The organism is Streptomyces sp. NBC_01351, from assembly GCF_036237315.1.
In the GTDB taxonomy this organism is placed as follows: domain Bacteria; phylum Actinomycetota; class Actinomycetes; order Streptomycetales; family Streptomycetaceae; genus Streptomyces.
The window spans coordinates 2,290,503-2,307,492 of sequence record NZ_CP108356.1; the positions used below are offsets into that span (position 1 = coordinate 2,290,503).

A 16,990-nucleotide genomic window follows, 5' to 3' on the forward strand; every position below is an offset into this window, starting at 1 on the left:
CATGGGCCTGCTGGACAATCTGAAGGCCAAGCTCGGGCCGGCGAAGGACAAGGTCGGCGACCTCGCCCAGAAGAACGAGGGCAAGATCGCCGAAGGTCTGGACAAGATGGCCAAGGCCGTGGACTCCAAGACCCACGGCAAGTACAGCGGCCGGATCACGAGCGGCACGGGCAAGGCGAAGGACGCCCTGGGCAAAATCGCGCACAAGGACACCCCCGGCAGCGGTCCGACGCCGCCGACGGCTTCCTGACGCGGTACGGGAAAGGGGCGCGGCACCGGCGACTGCCGGTCCCGCGCCCCTTCCTCGTATGTGCGGCGCCTACCGGGTTTCAGGACCAGGCGGCGACGAAGTACCCCACGCCGTACGGCGCGTCCTCGTACAGCAGCCGCCCGTCGAGGCCGGCGCCCTCGGCGGCGCCGGCCAGGACCTGCCAGGGGGCCCTGCCGGCGGCCTGGAGTTCGGTGGCGAGTTCGGCGTCGAGGGCGGCGAGGGCGGCCACGTCGGCGGCGGCGAGGGCGCGGGCGGCGGCCGCGTCGAAGGCGGCGGCGCGTCCGTCGAGGTAGCCGGGGGCCTTCAGGGTCCGTTTGGCGCTGCCGTCACCCATCACGAGCAGCGCGACCCGCTCGTCCCGCGCCGCGAGTTCCCGGCCGGCCCGGAGGCACCGGGCGGTGTCCAGCGGCTCGGCGACCCCGAGCCCCTCGACGGGGGCGGCGCCCCACCGCGCGTGGTGCAGCAGCCAGGCGCCGACGGCGAGCGAGGCCGGCAGCAGGCGCGGCCCCTCGTCACCCTCCCCGAGCTGTACGTCGGCCTCGACCCCGAATCCGCGGAAGCTGCCGCGGGCGCCCTGGGGGTAGGGCCCGCCGTGGTCCCCGTCGGCGGGACCTACGACGACCAGCAGGTCGGGCCGGGACGCGGCGAGCACCGCCAGCGCGTCGGAGCAGGCGGTACGGGCGTCGCCGAGTTCGGCGGCGGCTCCCGCGGCGACCTCCGGCACGAGCAGCGGTGGGGCGGGGCAGACGGCAGCGGCTACGAGCATGATCCGCAGCCTAACCGCAGAGCGGCTCGGACGGTGCCGGTCCGGGGTGCCGGTGCGGCTGGGGGTGGCGCGCCCCGAACGGCCCGGTGCGGGTTCAAGCCCTGGGGCTCCGCCCCAGACCCCGCGCCTCAAACGCCGGCGGGGCTGGAATTGCCCTCCAGGCAACCCGGCCCCGCCTGACGGCCTGCGTCAGCTCTGCGGCGCCGCGCAGCCCGAAGTGGCCACGGGCAGGGGGGCCGGGACGCCGAGCGTCGGGATGCCGAGCATGACGCCCGCCGGTTGGGCCGGGGCGGCGTTGCGCTTCTCCCAGGCGTCGCCGGCGCGCGTGCGCCGCACGCTCAGCGTCGGGCCCTCGGCCAGGAGGTGGTGCGGGGCCGCGTAGGTGATGTCCACGGTGACCACGTCACCCGGTCGGACCTCCGCGTCCGGCTTCGTGAAGTGCACCAGGCGGTTGTCGGGGGCGCGGCCGGACAGGCGGTGTGTGGCCCCGTCCTTGCGGCCCTCGCCCTCCGCGACCATGACCTCCAGCGTGCGGCCGACCTGCTTCTTGTTCTCCTCCCAGGAGATCTCCTCCTGGAGGGCGACCAGGCGCATGTAGCGGTCCTGAACGACCTCCTTGGGGATCTGCCCGTCCATGTCGGCGGCGGGGGTGCCGGGCCGCTTGGAGTACTGGAAGGTGAAGGCGTTCGCGAAGCGGGCCTCGCGCACCGCGTGCATCGTCTGCTGGAAGTCCTCCTCCGTCTCGCCGGGGAAGCCCACGATGATGTCGGTGGAGATCGCGGCGTGCGGGATCGCGGCGCGGACCTTCTCGATGATCCCGAGGAAACGCTCCTGCCGGTACGAGCGGCGCATCGCCTTGAGGATCGGGTCCGAACCGGACTGCATCGGCATGTGCAGCTGCGGCATCACGTTCGGGGTCTCCGCCATCGCCGCGATCACGTCGTCCGTGAAGTCGCGGGGGTGCGGCGAGGTGAAGCGGACCCGCTCCAGGCCCTCGATCTGGCCGCAGGCGCGCAGCAGCTTGCTGAAGGCCTCGCGGTCGCCGAGGTCGGAGCCGTACGCGTTCACGTTCTGGCCGAGCAGGGTGATCTCGGAGACGCCCTCGGCGACCAGGGCCTCCACCTCGGCGAGGATGTCGCCGGGACGGCGGTCCTCCTCCTTGCCGCGCAGCGCCGGGACGATGCAGAAGGTGCAGGTGTTGTTGCAGCCGACGGAGATCGAGACCCACGCGGCGTAGGCGGACTCGCGGCGGGTCGGGAGCGTGGAGGGGAACGCCTCCAGCGACTCGGCGATCTCGACCTGCGCCTCTTCCTGGATGCGGGCGCGCTCCAGCAGCACGGGGAGCTTGCCGATGTTGTGCGTACCGAAGACGACGTCGACCCAGGGGGCCCTCTTGACGATCGTGTCGCGGTCCTTCTGGGCGAGGCAGCCGCCGACGGCGATCTGCATGCCGGGGCGCTTCGTCTTCATCGGGGCCAGCCGGCCGAGGTTGCCGTACAGCTTGTTGTCGGCGTTCTCGCGGACCGCGCAGGTGTTGAAGACGACGACGTCGGCGTCGCCGTCGGAGCCCTCGGGCGCCCGGACGTAGCCGGCGTCCTCCAGCAGACCGGAGAGCCGCTCCGAGTCGTGCACGTTCATCTGGCACCCGTAGGTGCGCACCTCGTAGCTTCGCTTCTCGTCCACTGCCTGGCTCCGGTCGCTGCTGGTCATACGACAAGGGTAGGCGGTACCCGGGAGCCCTCCGGTCCCGCGTTCTGCAGGAGGCCGGAGCCGGGGGCTCGGGGTGTGGTGGGGGTGCGGTGGCGGCGGGGTGGGGCGTGACAGGAAGGGGGGTGGGTGGGAGGATCGCCGGCATGGCTCTCGTACCGCCCCGGATCGGCAGGCGCCACGCCCTGCGGGCCGTGGTGGCCCTGCTCGTCGTGCTCGGGGCTCTGGTGTGGTGGCTGCGGCCCTTCGGGGAGCCCGAGCTCAAGGGTGAGCTGACCTTCAGCACCGGCGTCCGGACCGGGGTCTACCACCTCTACGGGGAGCTGCTGGAGCAGGCGCTGAAGCAGGACGTGCCCGGGGTGAAGGTGCGGCTGGACCCCAGTGAGGGTTCGCAGCAGAACCTCGCGCGGGTGGCCGCCGGCGAAGCCGATTTCACGGTGGCGACGGCCGACGCGGTCGCCAAGTACCGGCTCGACGGGAAGCCCGGCGCCTCCAGTCTGCGCGGGGTCGCCCGGCTCTACGACGACTACGTCCAGCTGGTGGTCCCGGCCGGGTCCCCGGTGCAGTCGGCGCGGGACCTGCGCGGCAAGCGGGTCGCGGTGGGCCAGCCCGGTTCCGGCGTGCGGCTGATCTCGGAGCGGCTGCTGGCCGCGGCCAAGCTGGATCCGGCCCGGGACGTCACCACCGTGGCCATCGGCATCGACACCATGCCGGCCGAGCTGGAGGCCGGTCGGATCGACGCCTTCTTCTGGTCGGGCGGCCTGCCCACCAACGCGGTGCGCGAGCTGTCGGAGCGGTTCGAGATCCGGCTCGTGCAGCTCGGCGACCTGGTGGCGGAGCTGCAGGGCGGCGGCAGCCCGGCGCGCTACTACCGGGCGGCGGTGATGCCGCAGGACGCGTACGCACGGGCCCGGAACACCAGCTCGGTGGCGACCCTGGCCGTGCCGAACCTGCTGGTCACCACCGAGGGGACGGACCCCGAGCTGACGGAGCAGTTCACCCGCACGGTGATCGCCAGCCGTGACCGCATCGGCGGCGAGGTGCACGCGGCGCAGCTGGTGGACCTCCGGACGGCGATCTACACCGATCCGCTCGACCTGCACGAGGGTGCGGGCCGGTACTACCGGTCGGTCAAGCCGTAGGAATCGGTGGCGGTCAGGACGGCAGCAGCATCGTCGCCGCCGCGGCCGCTCCGATGAGGCCCGCGTGGGTGCCGAGGGTGGCCGGAACCACCTGGAGGTCCCGGACGAAGGACAGGGTCGCGTACGAGGCCAGGTGCCGCCGGATCGGTTCGAAGAGGGTGTCTCCGCTGGCGGCGACCCCGCCGCCGATGACCGCGATGTCGGTCTCGACGAGCGTGGCGGTGGCCGCGATGGCGGCGGCCAGGGCGCGGCCCGCGCGGTCGAAGGCGGCCAGCGCGACCGGATCGCCGGCTTGCGCGGCGGCGGCCACTCCCGCCGCGGTGGCGTCGTCCGCCGGGGTCCAGCCCTGGGCCAGGGCCCAGCGGGCGATGGCCGTGCCGGAGGCGATCGACTCGACGCAGCCGTGACCGCCGCACGCGCACGGCTCCCCGTCGAAGGCCACGCTGATGTGGCCGATGTGGCCCGCGTTGCCCGTGGGGCCGGGGTGGAGCTGGTTGTTCAGGATGAGGCCGCCGCCCACGCCCGTGGAGACCACCATGCACAGCGCGTTCGCGTGCCCCCGGGCCGCGCCCAGCCAGTGTTCGGCCGCGGTCATCGCCACGCCGTCCCCGGCCAGCACGGTCGGCAGCTCGGCCCCGCGCGCGGCGAGCTCCGCCTCGACCCGGGCCTGGAGGGGAAACTCCCGCCACGCGCCGATGTTGACCGGGCTGACCGTCCCGCGCGAGGCGTCCACCGGGCCGGCGCTGCCGATGCCGCAGCGGACCGCCGAGGACCACAGCGGCGAGTCGGACAGCTCTGCGACGACCTCGGCCACCGCCCCCATGACCGCGTCCGCGCCGGCCCCATCGGCCCCGCGCGGGGTCGGGCGGCGGGTCGTGGCCGTCATCGTGCCGTCGGGGTGCACGAGCGCACCGGCGATCTTCGTACCGCCGATGTCGATGGCCACCGTCAGTCCGGCGACCGCCGCGGCGGCTCGCGGTGCGGGGAAGGGCGCGGTGGGGATGATCACGGTGGCGGCTCCAGGAAGGGGTCAGGATTCAGTATGCGCCGGGGGCGGCGCGGTGCTCTCGCGCGCGGCTCCAGCCACGGCTGCCCGCCGCTGCGAACCCTGCCCGGGTGCCCGGGTGCCCAGTGGCCCCGGCCGCGCCGACCGTGGGCACCTCGGCCGGTTCCTTCGGATCAGGCCGGTGGGGGGGGCGGCCCACCGGGGGGCCGGGCCGGTGTGGGGGCGGCCCACCGGGGGGCCGGGCCGGTGTGGGGGCGGCCCACCGGGGGCGGCCCGGCCGTGGCCGGGCGCGCGCCGGGGCGTCTCCTCGGGCGTCGACCGGTTCGAGGGGTCGGTGGGCCGAGGGGGCCCGGTTCGACGCCCTGCGGGGACGCCCCGACACACACCCGGCCCCGTCCGAGCCGGCGGGTGTTTCGGACTGGGGGACACGGTCTAAGAGCCGGCGGCCGCGATCGAGGTGCGGGCCGTGGACGAGCGGGCTGTACGAGGTCTCCGCGCCGGTAGCCGCAGGTGGCCGGCTCAGACTCTGTGCGGGTCCGTGCGGGGGACGCGCACCGTCACCCGCAGTCCGTGCGGCGGGTTCGTCTCGTACGACAGGGACCCGCCGCCTGCGGTGAGCAGGGCGCGCGAGATGGACAGGCCCAGTCCGGAGCCCTTCACGTTCTGGTGCCGGCCGCTGCGCCAGAACCGGTCGCCGACGCGGAGCAGTTCCTCTTCGGTGAGGCCCGGCCCCCGGTCGGCGACGACCACCTCGACCGTGCTCCCGGCCGCGGAGACCGCGACCTCGACCTCCTCACCCGTGGGGGTGAATTTGAGGGCGTTGTCGATGACGGCGTCGAGGGCGCTGGACAGGGCGACGGGATCCGCCCAGCCCGTGACGGCGCTGCGGCCCGTCTCCGTGAGCCGGACGCCCTTCTCCTCGGCGTACGGGCGCCACGAGGCCACCCGTTCGGCGGTGAGGGCGCCGATGTCCGTGAGGCTGATCTCGGCGGAGGCGTGCTCGGCCAGCGCCAGGTCCAGCAGGTCGTCCAAGACCCGGGTCAGGCGCTTGCCCTCGGTGCGCACGGAGGCGATCTCCTCGTTCCCCTCGGGCAGTTCGAGGGCGAGCAGCTCGATCCGCAGGAGCAGCGCCGCGAGCGGGTTGCGCAGCTGGTGCGAGGCGTCGGCGACGAACGCCCGCTGCTGCTCCAGCACCTCTTCGACGTTGTCCGCCATCTCGTTGAACGAACGGGCCAGGCGCTGGAGTTCCGGCGGCCCGCCGGCCGCCGCGACCCTGGACTGCATCTGTCCGGTGGCGATGCCGTGCGCGGCCGCGTCCAGGGTCCCGACGGGCTTGAGGACCCAGCTGGTGAGCCGCAGGGCCGCCCCGAAGGCGACCAGCATGGCGGCGGAGAGCCCGGCCGCGATGAGCAGCCAGCCCCGCAGGATCCGGCCGCGCATCAGGTCGGTGGGCGACTCGGTGGCGACAACGGCGACCACGTCCCCGTCGAGGACGACCGGGGAGGCGACGAGCAGTTTCCCGTGGGTCTGCCACGGCCATACCTGGGGCGGATCGTGGCTGCGCCGGCCCGCCAGCGCCTCCCTGAAGGCCTTGCGGCCCTCGCCCTCCGCGGGAAGCTCCCACCAGCCGGGGGCCCTGGCCATGGCGTTGTCGTCGCGGTAGAAGATGCCGACCCGGATGCCGTAGAGCTCCTGGTAGCGGGCCAGTTCGTGCTGGAGGGTCTGACGGCGCTCGTCGGCGCCGGTGGCCCCGGAGCCCTCGGCGTCGATGACGAACTGGGCGAGGGCGGCGAAGCGGGCGCTGTCGTCGATGCGGTCGACGACCACGCGCTGCTGCTGCGCCGCGGCCAGACTCGCCGCGAGCGGCAGCCCGAGCGCGAGCAGTACGCCCGCCATGAGGATGACGAGCAGCGGGAGCAGCCGGGCGCGCACGCAGGGGTCCCGCTACGGAGCGGCCGGGGTGACGAGCCGGTAGCCCACCCCGCGGACGGTCTCGATGAGTGCGGGCATGCGCAGCTTGGAGCGCAGCGAGGCCACGTGGACCTCCAGGGTGCGCCCGGTCCCCTCCCAGCTGGTTCGCCACACCTCGCTGATGATCTGCTCGCGGCGGAAGACGACCCCGGGCCGCTGGGCGAGCAGGGCCAGCAGGTCGAACTCCTTGCGGGTGAGCGGCACGTCGGCGCCGTCCACGCTGACCCGGCGGGTGGGCAGCTCGATGCTGACGGGGCCGAGTCGGACCAGCCCGGACGTTCCGCTCCCGGCCGCGGCCTCCTCGGAGGCGCCGGTGCGCCGGGCGACGGCGTGGATGCGGGCGAGGAGTTCGCCGGTGTCGTACGGCTTGACCACGTAGTCGTCGGCGCCCATGTTCAGGCCGTGGATGCGGGAGCGCACGTCGGCCCGCGCGGTGACCATGATGACGGGCGTGGAGGTGCGCTTGCGGATCTTGCCGCAGACCTCGTAGCCGTCCTGGTCGGGCAGACCCAGGTCGAGCAGTACGACGCCGAAGGGCGGGGCTCCGGCGGGCAGCAGCGCCTGCAGGGCCTCCTCGCCGTTGCGGGCGTGGGTGACCTTGAAGCCGTGCCGGGCGAGGATCGCGGACAGGGCGGCGGCGACGTGGTCGTCGTCCTCGACGAGCAGCAGTCTCATGTCGTCCCCCTCTCCGTTCTTCTCGTTTCCCGGCTCACGGCGCGCACCACGCCCAGCATGTGCATGTTCTGTGCACGTTCCGTGAGCGTCCCGTACACGCACCCCACGCGTCCTCACGCAGGGCCACCATGCATCCACGCGGATGCGGAGTCCCACGTCAAGGGGGTTCCGCTCCGGCGCGGCTTCCGTTATGCACCCGGTACGAGCACATCAGGGCCACGCCGACCCGGCACACGGAGCGTATCCGGGCGAGGCCGGATCGTTATGCTCAATTCTCCCTCAGATGTGATGACGGTGTGCGCGGGACATCACTACTGTCCTCCCAACCGAGGAGGACGGAGCAAGAAGCCGATGAGCGGAGTATCAGTGACCAAGGACGTGCAGGACGCGGCCGGTGCCGCGGACGACCTGGTCGTACTGAGCAACGTCAACAAGCACTTCGGCGCGCTGCACGTGCTTCAGGACATCGATCTGAGCATTGCCCGCGGTGAGGTCGTCGTCGTGATCGGTCCCTCGGGATCGGGCAAGTCCACGCTGTGCCGGACGATCAACCGTCTGGAGACCATCGACTCGGGCACCATCACGCTCGACGGCAAGGAACTGCCCTCGGAGGGCAAGGAACTGGCCCGGCTGCGCGCCGACGTCGGCATGGTCTTCCAGTCGTTCAACCTCTTCGCGCACAAGACGGTCCTGCAGAACGTCATGCTCGGCCAGATGAAGGTCCGCAAGACGGACAGCGCCGGGGCCGAGAAGAAGGCCCGGGCGCTGCTGGACCGTGTGGGTGTCGGCTCGCAGGCCGACAAGTTCCCGGCCCAGCTCTCGGGTGGCCAGCAGCAGCGCGTGGCGATCGCCCGTGCGCTGGCCATGGAGCCGAAGGTGATGCTGTTCGACGAGCCGACCTCGGCTCTCGACCCGGAGATGATCAACGAGGTGCTGGAGGTCATGCAGCAGCTCGCCCGGGAAGGGATGACGATGGTCGTCGTCACGCACGAGATGGGCTTCGCCCGCTCCGCGGCCAACCGGGTCGTCTTCATGGCCGACGGAAAGATCGTCGAAGAGGCCACGCCCGAGCAGTTCTTCAGCAACCCGCGAAGTGACCGGGCCAAGGACTTCCTGTCCAAGATCCTGCACCACTGAGGGTCTTGTCTGGTAGTCATCCCTAGGCGGATCACTACCGGAGCAGATCCTGACCGGCCGTGCATGCGCCGTACGCGTCGCTCGTCGTTCAACAACGTCTCATCCGAGGGAAGTTCTCACATGAAGATCTCCAAGGCCGTTGCGGCCGCGGCCGCCGCCGTCGCACTCGCTCTGACCGCGACCGCCTGCGGCGGCAGCAACGACAAGGCCGCCAGTGACGGCGGTGCGTCCGGTGACGCCAAGAAGGACAAGATCGTCGTCGGCATCAAGTTCGACCAGCCGGGTCTCGGCCTGAAGACGCCGGACGGCAAGTACACCGGCTTCGACGTCGACGTCGCGACCTACGTCGCCAAGGAGCTCGGCTACCAGCCCGACCAGATCGAGTTCAAGCAGGCCGTCAGCGCCGAGCGCGAGAACCTCATCGCCAACGGCGACGTGAAGTTCATCGTCGCGACCTACTCGATCAACGACAAGCGCAAGGAGAAGGTCGACTTCGCCGGCCCGTACTTCCTCGCGCACCAGGACCTGCTGGTCCGTGCCGATGACACGAGCATCACCAAGGTCGAGGACCTGAACAAGAAGAAGCTCTGCTCGGTCACCGGCTCCACCTCGGCGCAGAACATCAAGAAGACCCTGGCCCCCGAGGCCGACCTGCAGGAGTACCCGGGCTACTCCGACTGCCTCAGCGGCCTGGAGAACAAGGCCGTGGACGCGCTGACCACGGACAACTCGATCCTGGCCGGTTACGCCGCGCAGGAGAAGAACAAGGGCAAGTTCAAGCTCGTCGGCCTGAGCATGAGCAACGAGAACTACGGCATCGGTCTGAAGAAGGGCGACAAGGACCTTCAGACCAAGATCAACGCCGCGCTCAAGAAGATGGTCGCGGACGGCGCCTGGGAGGCGGCCGTGAAGAAGAACCTCGGCCCGGCCAACTACAAGAACGAGCCTGCCCCGCAGATCACCGAAGGCAGCTGATTCATCGGTGAGGAGCGTCGCCGCCCGCCTGTCACGGGCGGCGGCGCACCTCGCCGGCCATCCTGGGGAGAGCGCAGGGCATCGTGTTCGATTTTCTTGAGTCCGGGCAGTACGACGTGCTCGGAGCCTTTTGGGTGACGGTTCAGCTCACCCTCTACTCGGCGGCGGGATCCCTGATCTGGGGCACCGTCCTGGCCGGGATGCGGGTCAGCCCCGTCCCGCTGATGCGGGGCTTCGGCACCGCATACGTCAACGTGGTGCGCAACACGCCGCTGACCGTATTGATCCTCGCCTGCTCACTGGGCCTCAGCCAGACCCTCGGCGTCAACCTGGGCGGCGACACGTTCAAGGAGACCGGTTTCCGGCTCGCGGTCCTGGGTCTCACGGCCTACACCGGCACCTTCGTCTGCGAGGCGCTGCGCTCGGGCATCAACACGGTGCCCGTCGGCCAGGCCGAAGCGGCCCGCGCCCTGGGCCTGAGCTTCTTCCAGGTGCTCACCCTGATCGTGCTCCCCCAGGCCTTCCGGGCGGTCATCGCGCCGCTCACCAACGTACTGATCGCCCTCACCAAGAACACCACGGTGGCGGCGACCATCGGCGTGGCCGAAGCGGCCCTGCTGATGAAGGAAATGATCGAGAACGAGCCGCAGGCACTCTTCGCGGTCTTCGCGGTCTTCGCCCTCGGCTTCCTGGTACTGACCCTGCCCACCGGCCTGCTGCTGGGCTGGGTGGCCAAGCGAGTGGCGGTGAAGCGATGACCTCCGTGCTGTACGACGCCCCGGGCCCCAAGGCCAAGGCGCGCAACTGGATCTACAGCGGGATCTTCATCGTCCTACTCGGGCTCGCCCTGTGGTGGGCGCTGTCCCTGATGGCCGAGAAGGGCCAGCTCGACGCGGACAAGTGGTCCCCCTTCGTCACCGACAGCCAGGTCTGGACGACGTTCCTGATCCCCGGACTGCTGGAGACCCTCAAAGCCGGTGCGATCGCCATGGTGATCGCCCTCCCGCTGGGTGCCCTGCTGGGCATCGGACGGCTGTCCGACCACGCCTGGGTACGGGGGCCGGTCGGCGCGGTCGTGGAGTTCTTCCGTGCCATCCCGGTGCTGATGCTGATGCTCTTCAGCTTCGCCCTGTACTCGCGGTACACCGCCCTCCCCTCCGACGTCCGGCCGCTGTACGCCTGCGTCACGGGCCTGGTCCTGTACAACGCGTCGGTCATCGCCGAGATCGTCCGGGCCGGCGTGCTGTCCTTGCCCCGCGGCCAGACCGACGCGGCCAAGGCGATCGGCATGCGCAAGGGCCAGTCCATGGTCCACGTGCTGATCCCGCAGGCCGTCACCGCGATGCTGCCGGCGCTCGTCAGCCAGCTCGTGGTGATCCTCAAGGACACGGCGCTCGCCGGCGCCCTGCTCGGGCTCGCCGAACTGCTCTCGATGGCCCGTCAGATCTCCGCGAACTACGCCAACACCATCGCGACCCTCTTCGTCATCGCGCTGATCTACATCGTGGTGAACTTCGCCCTCACCTCCCTCGCCTCCTGGCTGGAGAGCCGGCAGCGGAAGTCGAAGAAGAGCACCGGCGCAGTGGTCGCCGGTGACGTGGCCGAGGTCGACGCGGGCGGCGCCGCCGGTGTCGGCGAGGCTCCCTGACACTCGGTCAGTACACTGGCGTGACACCTGTGGTGCGGCGGGACTCATCCGCCGCACCACACGGCGTTGTCCCGACCTGTGTCACTTGACGCAGGCACCTCCAGTGGGTTGCATACGTTCTGTGATCACATACCGGACACCGGGAGCCACATCATGGACCCGGTGATCGTCGTCGGCGCGGGGCCCGTCGGGCTGTCCCTGGCCCTTGCCCTGGCCGGCCAGGGCGTGCCCTCCGTCGTGCTCGACGAGGGGCCCGGCAAGGAGGAGATCCGCCCGGCCCGGACCGTCGTCCTGCACTCCGACACTGCGGCCATGGCCCACCGGCTGGGCTGTACGACGCTGCGCGACGAGGGCGCGTACTTCGCCGCCTGGCGCACCATGCGGCGTGGTCGTGACACGCACCGCTCCACCTTCGAGGAGCACCCCGCTCCCCTGCACCTGCCGCAGCACGCCCTGACGCGCGGACTGCGCGATGCCGCCGCCGCGCACCCGCTCGTCCAGCTCGTCACCGACAGCAAGCTCGACTCCCTGGAACAGGACGACCGCGGGGTCACCGCGCACACCCGGGGTGCCGAGACCACGTGGTGGCGCGGGAGTTACCTGGTCGGCTGCGACGGCGCCCGCTCCACCGTCCGCAAGCTGCTCGGCATCCGCTTCCCCGGCCGTACCGCCGTGGAACGGCACGCCGTGGCCGCGCTGCGCACCGAACTGCCCTGGCCCGGCGAGGCCTTGCTGCACCGCAATCCGCCCTCCGGTCCCGCCGAGGTCACCTCCCGGCCGCTGCCCGACGGGGTGTGGCGGCTCGACTGGCTGCTCCCGTCCCGCGGCGAGCTCGTCACCCCCGACGCGCTGGTGACGCTGGTCCGGGACACCCTCGCGGCGTGGTGCGGGGGCACGACTCCCCCGTACGACCTCCTCGACACGGGCGTCCACACCCTGCACCACCGCCTCGCCCGGCGCTGGCGCGACGGCCGCGCCTTCCTCGCCGGGGATGCCGCGCACCTGCTGGGCGCACTGGGCACCCAGGGCGTCGAGGAGGGGCTGCGGGACGCCGAGAACCTGGCGTGGAAGCTGTCCCTGGCCTGGCACCAGGGGGCCTCCGAGGCGCTGCTCGACAGCTACGAGGGCGAGCGGCGGACCGCGGTCGCGACCCGGCTGCGCGCCGCCGACCAGGCGATGCCCACCCTGCGCGCCGGGGGCGCGCTGCGCACCTACCTGCCCGGAGCCGCGCGTTCCGCCGAAACCCTGCTCACCGACGGGCACCTGGGGCGGGGGCCGTTGGGCGCGGAGCCGACGTACGCCCCGCCGATGGCCGTACGGGAGGTCCCGACGGCCACCGAGCCGGGCGGCGCCGTGGCGAACGTCCCGGTGACCGCGCCCGACGGGTCGACGGTGCCGCTGCGCGACCTGCTCGGGCAGGGCCGGCTGTTGGTGGTCCTGGTCGCCCCGGGCACCGGGGTCTGGGACCGCCGCCACTGGCTGGGGGCCGGGCTGATGCCCCGGCTCGCGGCGGCGGTGAGCGCCCTGCCGGTCCGCACCGACCTGCTGGTCGCGGACGGTTACCCGGGGGCGCCGGCGCACACCGTGCTCCTCGTACGACCGGACGGGCACCTGGCCGCGACCTTCGCGGGGGTCCGCCCGGCGGAGCTGTACGAGGCGGCGGACACCGTACGGGCGGGCGCGCCCGCGGCGCGGATCGCGGCGACGCCTTCCACCACACCGACCGTGGTGATCGATTGACCGTTTCCGGGCCTCCGTGGTTCACTCGCGGAATGACCGGCAACGACGTACGCCTGTGGCGGAGGGTCCATATGGACCTGCTCCGCTACGCGGGCTGCGTGTGTCGCCCTTCCTGCTGATTCGCCTTTTTCCCTGCGTGCCCCGTGCCGTCCACCGGCCCGCGCGCACCTCCGCGAACCCAGGAACGGTCACCTTCCATGTCTGCACCCGCGTACTCCCCTGCCGTCGCCGGCCCGACCGGCACCGGCGCCGGCACCGGTCCCTCGGCCGCCGAACTCCTCGCATTCGCCCTGCGCACCGCGGCCGACCCCGAGGTCGTCGCCTCGCTCCCCCTCGACCCCGAGGGCCGTACCTGGATCCGCCTCGACGGGCCGGGCGGCAGCGAGGCCTGGCTGATCGGGTGGCCGCCGGGCACCGGCACCGGCTGGCACGACCACGCCGAATCCCGGGGCGCGTTCGCCACCGCCCGGGGGCGGCTCACCGAGCACTCCCTGTCCGTACGGCTGCCCTCGGAGGGCTGGCAGTCCCTTCACCTCGCATCCGGCGTGGACCGCAGCCGCCGGCTGGGCGCAGGCGCCGGGCGGGCCTTCGGGGAGCACCACGTGCACGAGGTCCTCAACGAGTCCGGGACCGAGCACGCGATCTCCGTACACGCGTACTACCCGCCGCTCCCGCTGATCCGCCGCTACAGCCGCAGCGGGCCGGTCCTGCACCTGGAGCACGTCGAGCGCCCGGCGGACTGGCAGTGAGCGCCCCGGTCGGCATCGACGAACTGCTGGAGCGGATCCGCGCCGGCTACACGCGGATCGACCCTCAAGAGGCGTACGCGGCCTCCCTCACCGGGGCCCTGCTGGTGGACATCCGCTACCAGGCCCTGCGCGAGCGCGACGGGCTGATCCCGGGCGCGCTGGTGGTGGAGCGGAACGAACTGGAATGGCGCCTGGACCCCCGGGGCAGCCATCGTGCGGCCGAGGCCACGAGCCACGACCTCCACGTCATCGTGGTCTGCAACGAGGGCTACGCGTCCAGCCTCGCGGCGGCCTCCCTCCACGCCCTCGGCCTCCACCGGGCCACGGACCTCACCGGCGGCTTCCAGGCCTGGCGCTCCGCAGGCTTGCCGGTGGCCCCATCCTGACGCACCCTCGCATGCGCGGAGCCGGTCCCCTACCCGCCCTTCCACCGTTCCTCGTGCTCCGCCCGGACCCGCGCCTCAAACGCCGGCGGGGCTGGAGTTGCCGCTGCGCGGCAACCCAGCCCAGTCGACGGACGGCATCGGCCAAATCCAGCCTCGCCGGCGTTTGAGGCGCGGGGTCTGGGGCGGAGCCCCAGGAGCCTCGGGCGCAGCCGGCCTACGCCTTGGCGGTCGCCACGTCCACCGGCCGCACCCGCAGCGCCACCCTCCCCGGGAGGGACGTGGCCGCCAGGGCCAGCAGCCCGGCCACCCCCACCACCCCCGCGTAGGCGACGGGCAGCACCGCCGGCGCCGCCGCCCCCGTCATGCCCACGCTGAAAGCGGTGAGCACGGCCAGCGCGATCCCCGACCCCAGCACCACCCCGATCAGGACCACCGCGAGCGCCTCCGCCCGCAGCATCCCCCGGACCTGCCGCCGCTTCGCCCCCGCGAGCCTCAGCATCGCGAACTCCCGCACCCGCTCAGCCGTGGACATCGCAAGGGTGTTGACCACCGCGATCGCGGTGAAGGCCAGCACGAGCCCCATGGCCAGGAGGTTGATCTCCGCCCCGGCGTCCTGCCGTTCGGCCCGCACCCGGTCGGCGTCGGCCGCGGACAGCACCGCCACCCCCGGGAACCCCTTCACGGCCGCGGCCAGCTGCTCACGCCCGACCGCCCCCGCGTCCGCCCCCGGCTCCGTCGCCACCAGCACGCTGCCGGCAAGGGGGTTGTCCATGTGCCCGGCCACCAGCCCGTGCGGCAACGTCAGGTCCCCGAAGCCGAGCCCCCGCGCGTACACGGCGGTGACCTTCAGCGTGACCGCGGTCCCGTCGCCCAGGGTCAGCTTGAGCGGGCTGCCCGGCTTCAGCCCCAGCTGCTCCGCCGCGAGTTCGCTCACCGCCGCGTCGCCGTCCCCGAAGCCGGCCAGGGTGCCGCCGGTGACCCTGGGGTCCCAGGTCCGGGTCAGCCCGGCCGGGGTCACGCCCTGCGCGGCGTACTTCGTGAGCCCCACCCGCACGGACGTGTGCACGATCTCGGTGGCCGCCGCGACCCCCGGCGTACGGCGGATCCGCTCGGCGGCCTCCGGCGTGACCCCCGGCCCCTGCGCGGCCAGCACCCACTCGGCCCGGACCCCTTCGCGGGCCTGCGTCCGGGCCGCGTCCCCGAGGGTCGGGGTGATGAAGAGCACGGTGCAGGTCATGCCGACCAGCAGCGCGAGCGGGGTGACGGCCGAGGCCATCCGGGTGGCGTTGCCGCGCAGGTTCGCGGTGGCCAGGTGGCCGCCGGCACCGGCCAGCCTCAGCGGTCCGGCGAGCAGCGCGGCGGCTCCTCGTACCAGGAGCGGGCCGAGCAGCGAGACCGCCCCTGCCAGGACCACCACGGCCAGGAAGGTCACCGGTGTCGAGGCCGGCTCGGTGCGCAGCGAGCCCAGTACGACGACCAGCACCGCGCCGCCGGCCAGCAGGAGCAGGCCGAAGGCGGTCCGCATCCAGCGCGGCCGCCCCCGCTCGACGGCGGCTTCGGCGAGCGCCTCGGCGGGACGGATCCGGGCGATGCGCCGCCCGGTGATCCGCGCGGCGGCCCAGGCCCCGAGCAGGCTCGCTGCGACGGCGGCGAACATCGGGAAGATGCCGGCGGTGCGCTCCAGACTTGCCGGGACCACCCCGCTGTCGACGAACCGGCCGTGCAGCCAGCCGGCGAGCGGCAGTCCGGCGACGGCCCCGGCCACCCCGGCGGCCAGGCCCACGAGCAGGGCCTCCCTCCCGATCAGCTGCCGCAGCTGGCGGGGCGTGGCGGCGATGGCCCGCAGCAGGGCGAGCTCGCGGTAGCGCTGCTGGACGGAGAGGGCGAAGGTGCCGACGACCACGAGGATCGCGACGAGGAGCGAGGTGCCGCCCATCGCGCCGCCCATGGAGACCAGCTTGATCCTGGCTCCGGCGGCGTCGAGGAACTCCACGGGCCCGCGTTCGTCCCCGGTGCTGACCTGCGCTCCGGTGCCCCGCAGGGCCTGCTCGACCCGGCCGGCCAGCTCACCGGCGTTCACGCCGGGCGCGGGCAGTACCCCGATGGCGCTGACCTGTCCCTCGCGGGCGGCGAGCCGCTGGGCCTCGGCGTCGCTGAAGAAGAGCGAGCTCTGCCGGGCGAGGTCCCCGCGGGCCCCCTGCGCCACCCCGCTGACCTGGTACGTCTTCGGCTCGCCGGTCGCCTGCACGGTCAGCTGGGAGCCGGCCTTCAGTCCTGCCCGCTCGGCCAGCGCCCGGTCGACGACGACCTCGCCACCCGTCTGGGGCGCGCGGCCCTCCGCGATGGTGAAGGGGGTGAGCGCGGCGGAGGTCCAGGCGTGCCCGTACGAGGGTGTCGCCGCGCCCTGTCCCTTGAGGAGCGGGACGGCCTGGAAGGTGAGCTCGGGCACGGCCCGCTCGACTCCGGGCACGGCGCGGACCGTGTCCACCGTGGTGGCGGGCAGCCAGGCCCGCTCGGCGACGGGCTTGGCCTTGTGCTTCGTCTTCGTCTTGCCCTTCTTCTCCTTGACCGTGGTCGCGTGGACGTTCTGGTCGGCGGAGACGAGGACCGGCGTGGCCGCGTAGCGCTCGGTCCCGATCTTCCCGCGGAGTCCCGTTTCCAGGAGGGTGCCGCAGGCGGTGACGAGGGCGGCCGCGCACAACAGCGCGACGAAGGCGCCGAGGAATCCGGCTTTGCGGTCCCTGACGGTCTGAAGGGCGTAACGCAGCATCATGCCGTCAACTCTGCCGCCGGGCCCGCCTCCTGACATTGGCGTAC

16 protein-coding genes are annotated in these 16,990 nt (G+C 72.7%); 10 read left to right on the plus strand and 6 right to left on the minus strand.

What is annotated here, in order from left to right; genetic code table 11:
- Position 1: 1 nt before the first annotated feature.
- A complete protein-coding gene (locus tag OG625_RS10170) occupies positions 2–250 on the plus strand; it encodes an antitoxin (protein WP_329378531.1) in 249 nt (82 codons plus the stop codon).
- Positions 251–329: 79 nt separating this feature from the next.
- Here the strand turns inward: OG625_RS10170 and OG625_RS10175 are convergent, their stop codons facing one another.
- Together OG625_RS10175 and miaB are read right to left on the minus strand one after the other, a co-directional pair.
- The gene (locus tag OG625_RS10175) at positions 330–1,037 is read right to left on the minus strand and encodes a class III extradiol dioxygenase subunit B-like domain-containing protein (protein ID WP_329378532.1); all 708 of its coding nucleotides are present in this window, start codon (positions 1,035–1,037) and stop codon (positions 330–332) included.
- Positions 1,038–1,226: 189 nt separating this feature from the next.
- Complete coding sequence (gene miaB / locus OG625_RS10180; RefSeq protein WP_329378533.1) at positions 1,227–2,747, minus strand: tRNA (N6-isopentenyl adenosine(37)-C2)-methylthiotransferase MiaB; 1,521 nt, start codon at positions 2,745–2,747, stop codon at positions 1,227–1,229.
- 143 nt (positions 2,748–2,890) lie between these two features.
- On the opposite strand from miaB, the gene OG625_RS10185 reads away from it, so the two are divergent.
- Complete coding sequence (locus OG625_RS10185; RefSeq protein WP_329378535.1) at positions 2,891–3,886, plus strand: TAXI family TRAP transporter solute-binding subunit; 996 nt, start codon at positions 2,891–2,893, stop codon at positions 3,884–3,886.
- A 13-nt stretch (positions 3,887–3,899) separates the two neighbouring features.
- Here the strand turns inward: OG625_RS10185 and OG625_RS10190 are convergent, their stop codons facing one another.
- The 3 genes from OG625_RS10190 to OG625_RS10200 all read right to left on the minus strand — a co-directional run bounded on the left by OG625_RS10190 (position 3,900) and on the right by OG625_RS10200 (position 7,538).
- Positions 3,900–4,895, minus strand: a complete 996-nt coding sequence (locus OG625_RS10190; protein WP_443067691.1) for an ROK family protein — start codon at positions 4,893–4,895, stop codon at positions 3,900–3,902.
- 516 nt (positions 4,896–5,411) lie between these two features.
- Complete coding sequence (locus OG625_RS10195) at positions 5,412–6,824, minus strand: sensor histidine kinase (RefSeq protein ID WP_329378536.1); 1,413 nt, start codon at positions 6,822–6,824, stop codon at positions 5,412–5,414.
- A 12-nt stretch (positions 6,825–6,836) separates the two neighbouring features.
- Positions 6,837–7,538: a response regulator transcription factor gene (locus OG625_RS10200; RefSeq protein ID WP_329378537.1), complete on the minus strand. Its 702-nt coding sequence runs from the start codon at positions 7,536–7,538 to the stop codon at positions 6,837–6,839.
- 351 nt (positions 7,539–7,889) lie between these two features.
- Here OG625_RS10200 and OG625_RS10205 point away from each other — a divergent pair, with 351 nt between their 5' ends.
- The 8 genes from OG625_RS10205 (at position 7,890) to OG625_RS10235 (ending at position 14,173) form a co-directional block, all read left to right on the plus strand.
- A complete protein-coding gene (locus OG625_RS10205; RefSeq protein WP_329378538.1) occupies positions 7,890–8,675 on the plus strand; it encodes an amino acid ABC transporter ATP-binding protein in 786 nt (261 codons plus the stop codon).
- Positions 8,676–8,795: 120 nt separating this feature from the next.
- Positions 8,796–9,650 carry a glutamate ABC transporter substrate-binding protein gene (locus OG625_RS10210; RefSeq protein WP_329378540.1) on the plus strand — a complete coding sequence of 285 codons (855 nt, stop codon included), beginning with the start codon at positions 8,796–8,798 and terminating at the stop codon, positions 9,648–9,650.
- An 83-nt stretch (positions 9,651–9,733) separates the two neighbouring features.
- Positions 9,734–10,408: an amino acid ABC transporter permease gene (locus OG625_RS10215; protein WP_329378542.1), complete on the plus strand. Its 675-nt coding sequence runs from the start codon at positions 9,734–9,736 to the stop codon at positions 10,406–10,408.
- Positions 10,405–11,298, plus strand: coding sequence for an amino acid ABC transporter permease (locus tag OG625_RS10220; protein ID WP_329378544.1), 894 nt, complete (start codon positions 10,405–10,407; stop codon positions 11,296–11,298). The genes OG625_RS10215 and OG625_RS10220 overlap by 4 nt, the downstream gene beginning before the upstream one ends.
- Before the next feature lie 153 nt (positions 11,299–11,451).
- Complete coding sequence (locus OG625_RS10225; RefSeq protein WP_329378546.1) at positions 11,452–13,038, plus strand: FAD-dependent monooxygenase; 1,587 nt, start codon at positions 11,452–11,454, stop codon at positions 13,036–13,038.
- A gap of 32 nt (positions 13,039–13,070) precedes the next feature.
- Positions 13,071–13,157: a putative leader peptide gene (locus OG625_RS41430; RefSeq protein WP_311318651.1), complete on the plus strand. Its 87-nt coding sequence runs from the start codon at positions 13,071–13,073 to the stop codon at positions 13,155–13,157.
- Positions 13,158–13,235: 78 nt separating this feature from the next.
- On the plus strand, positions 13,236–13,787 hold the full coding sequence (locus OG625_RS10230; protein ID WP_329378548.1) for a cysteine dioxygenase: 552 nt from the start codon (positions 13,236–13,238) through the stop codon (positions 13,785–13,787).
- The gene (locus OG625_RS10235; protein ID WP_443067692.1) at positions 13,784–14,173 is read left to right on the plus strand and encodes a rhodanese-like domain-containing protein; all 390 of its coding nucleotides are present in this window, start codon (positions 13,784–13,786) and stop codon (positions 14,171–14,173) included. Before OG625_RS10230 ends, OG625_RS10235 begins: the two co-directional genes overlap by 4 nt.
- A 214-nt stretch (positions 14,174–14,387) precedes the next feature.
- Here OG625_RS10235 and OG625_RS10240 read toward each other — a convergent pair whose 3' ends face one another.
- On the minus strand, positions 14,388–16,946 hold the full coding sequence (locus tag OG625_RS10240) for an ABC transporter permease (protein ID WP_329378550.1): 2,559 nt from the start codon (positions 16,944–16,946) through the stop codon (positions 14,388–14,390).
- Positions 16,947–16,990 lie beyond the last annotated feature (44 nt).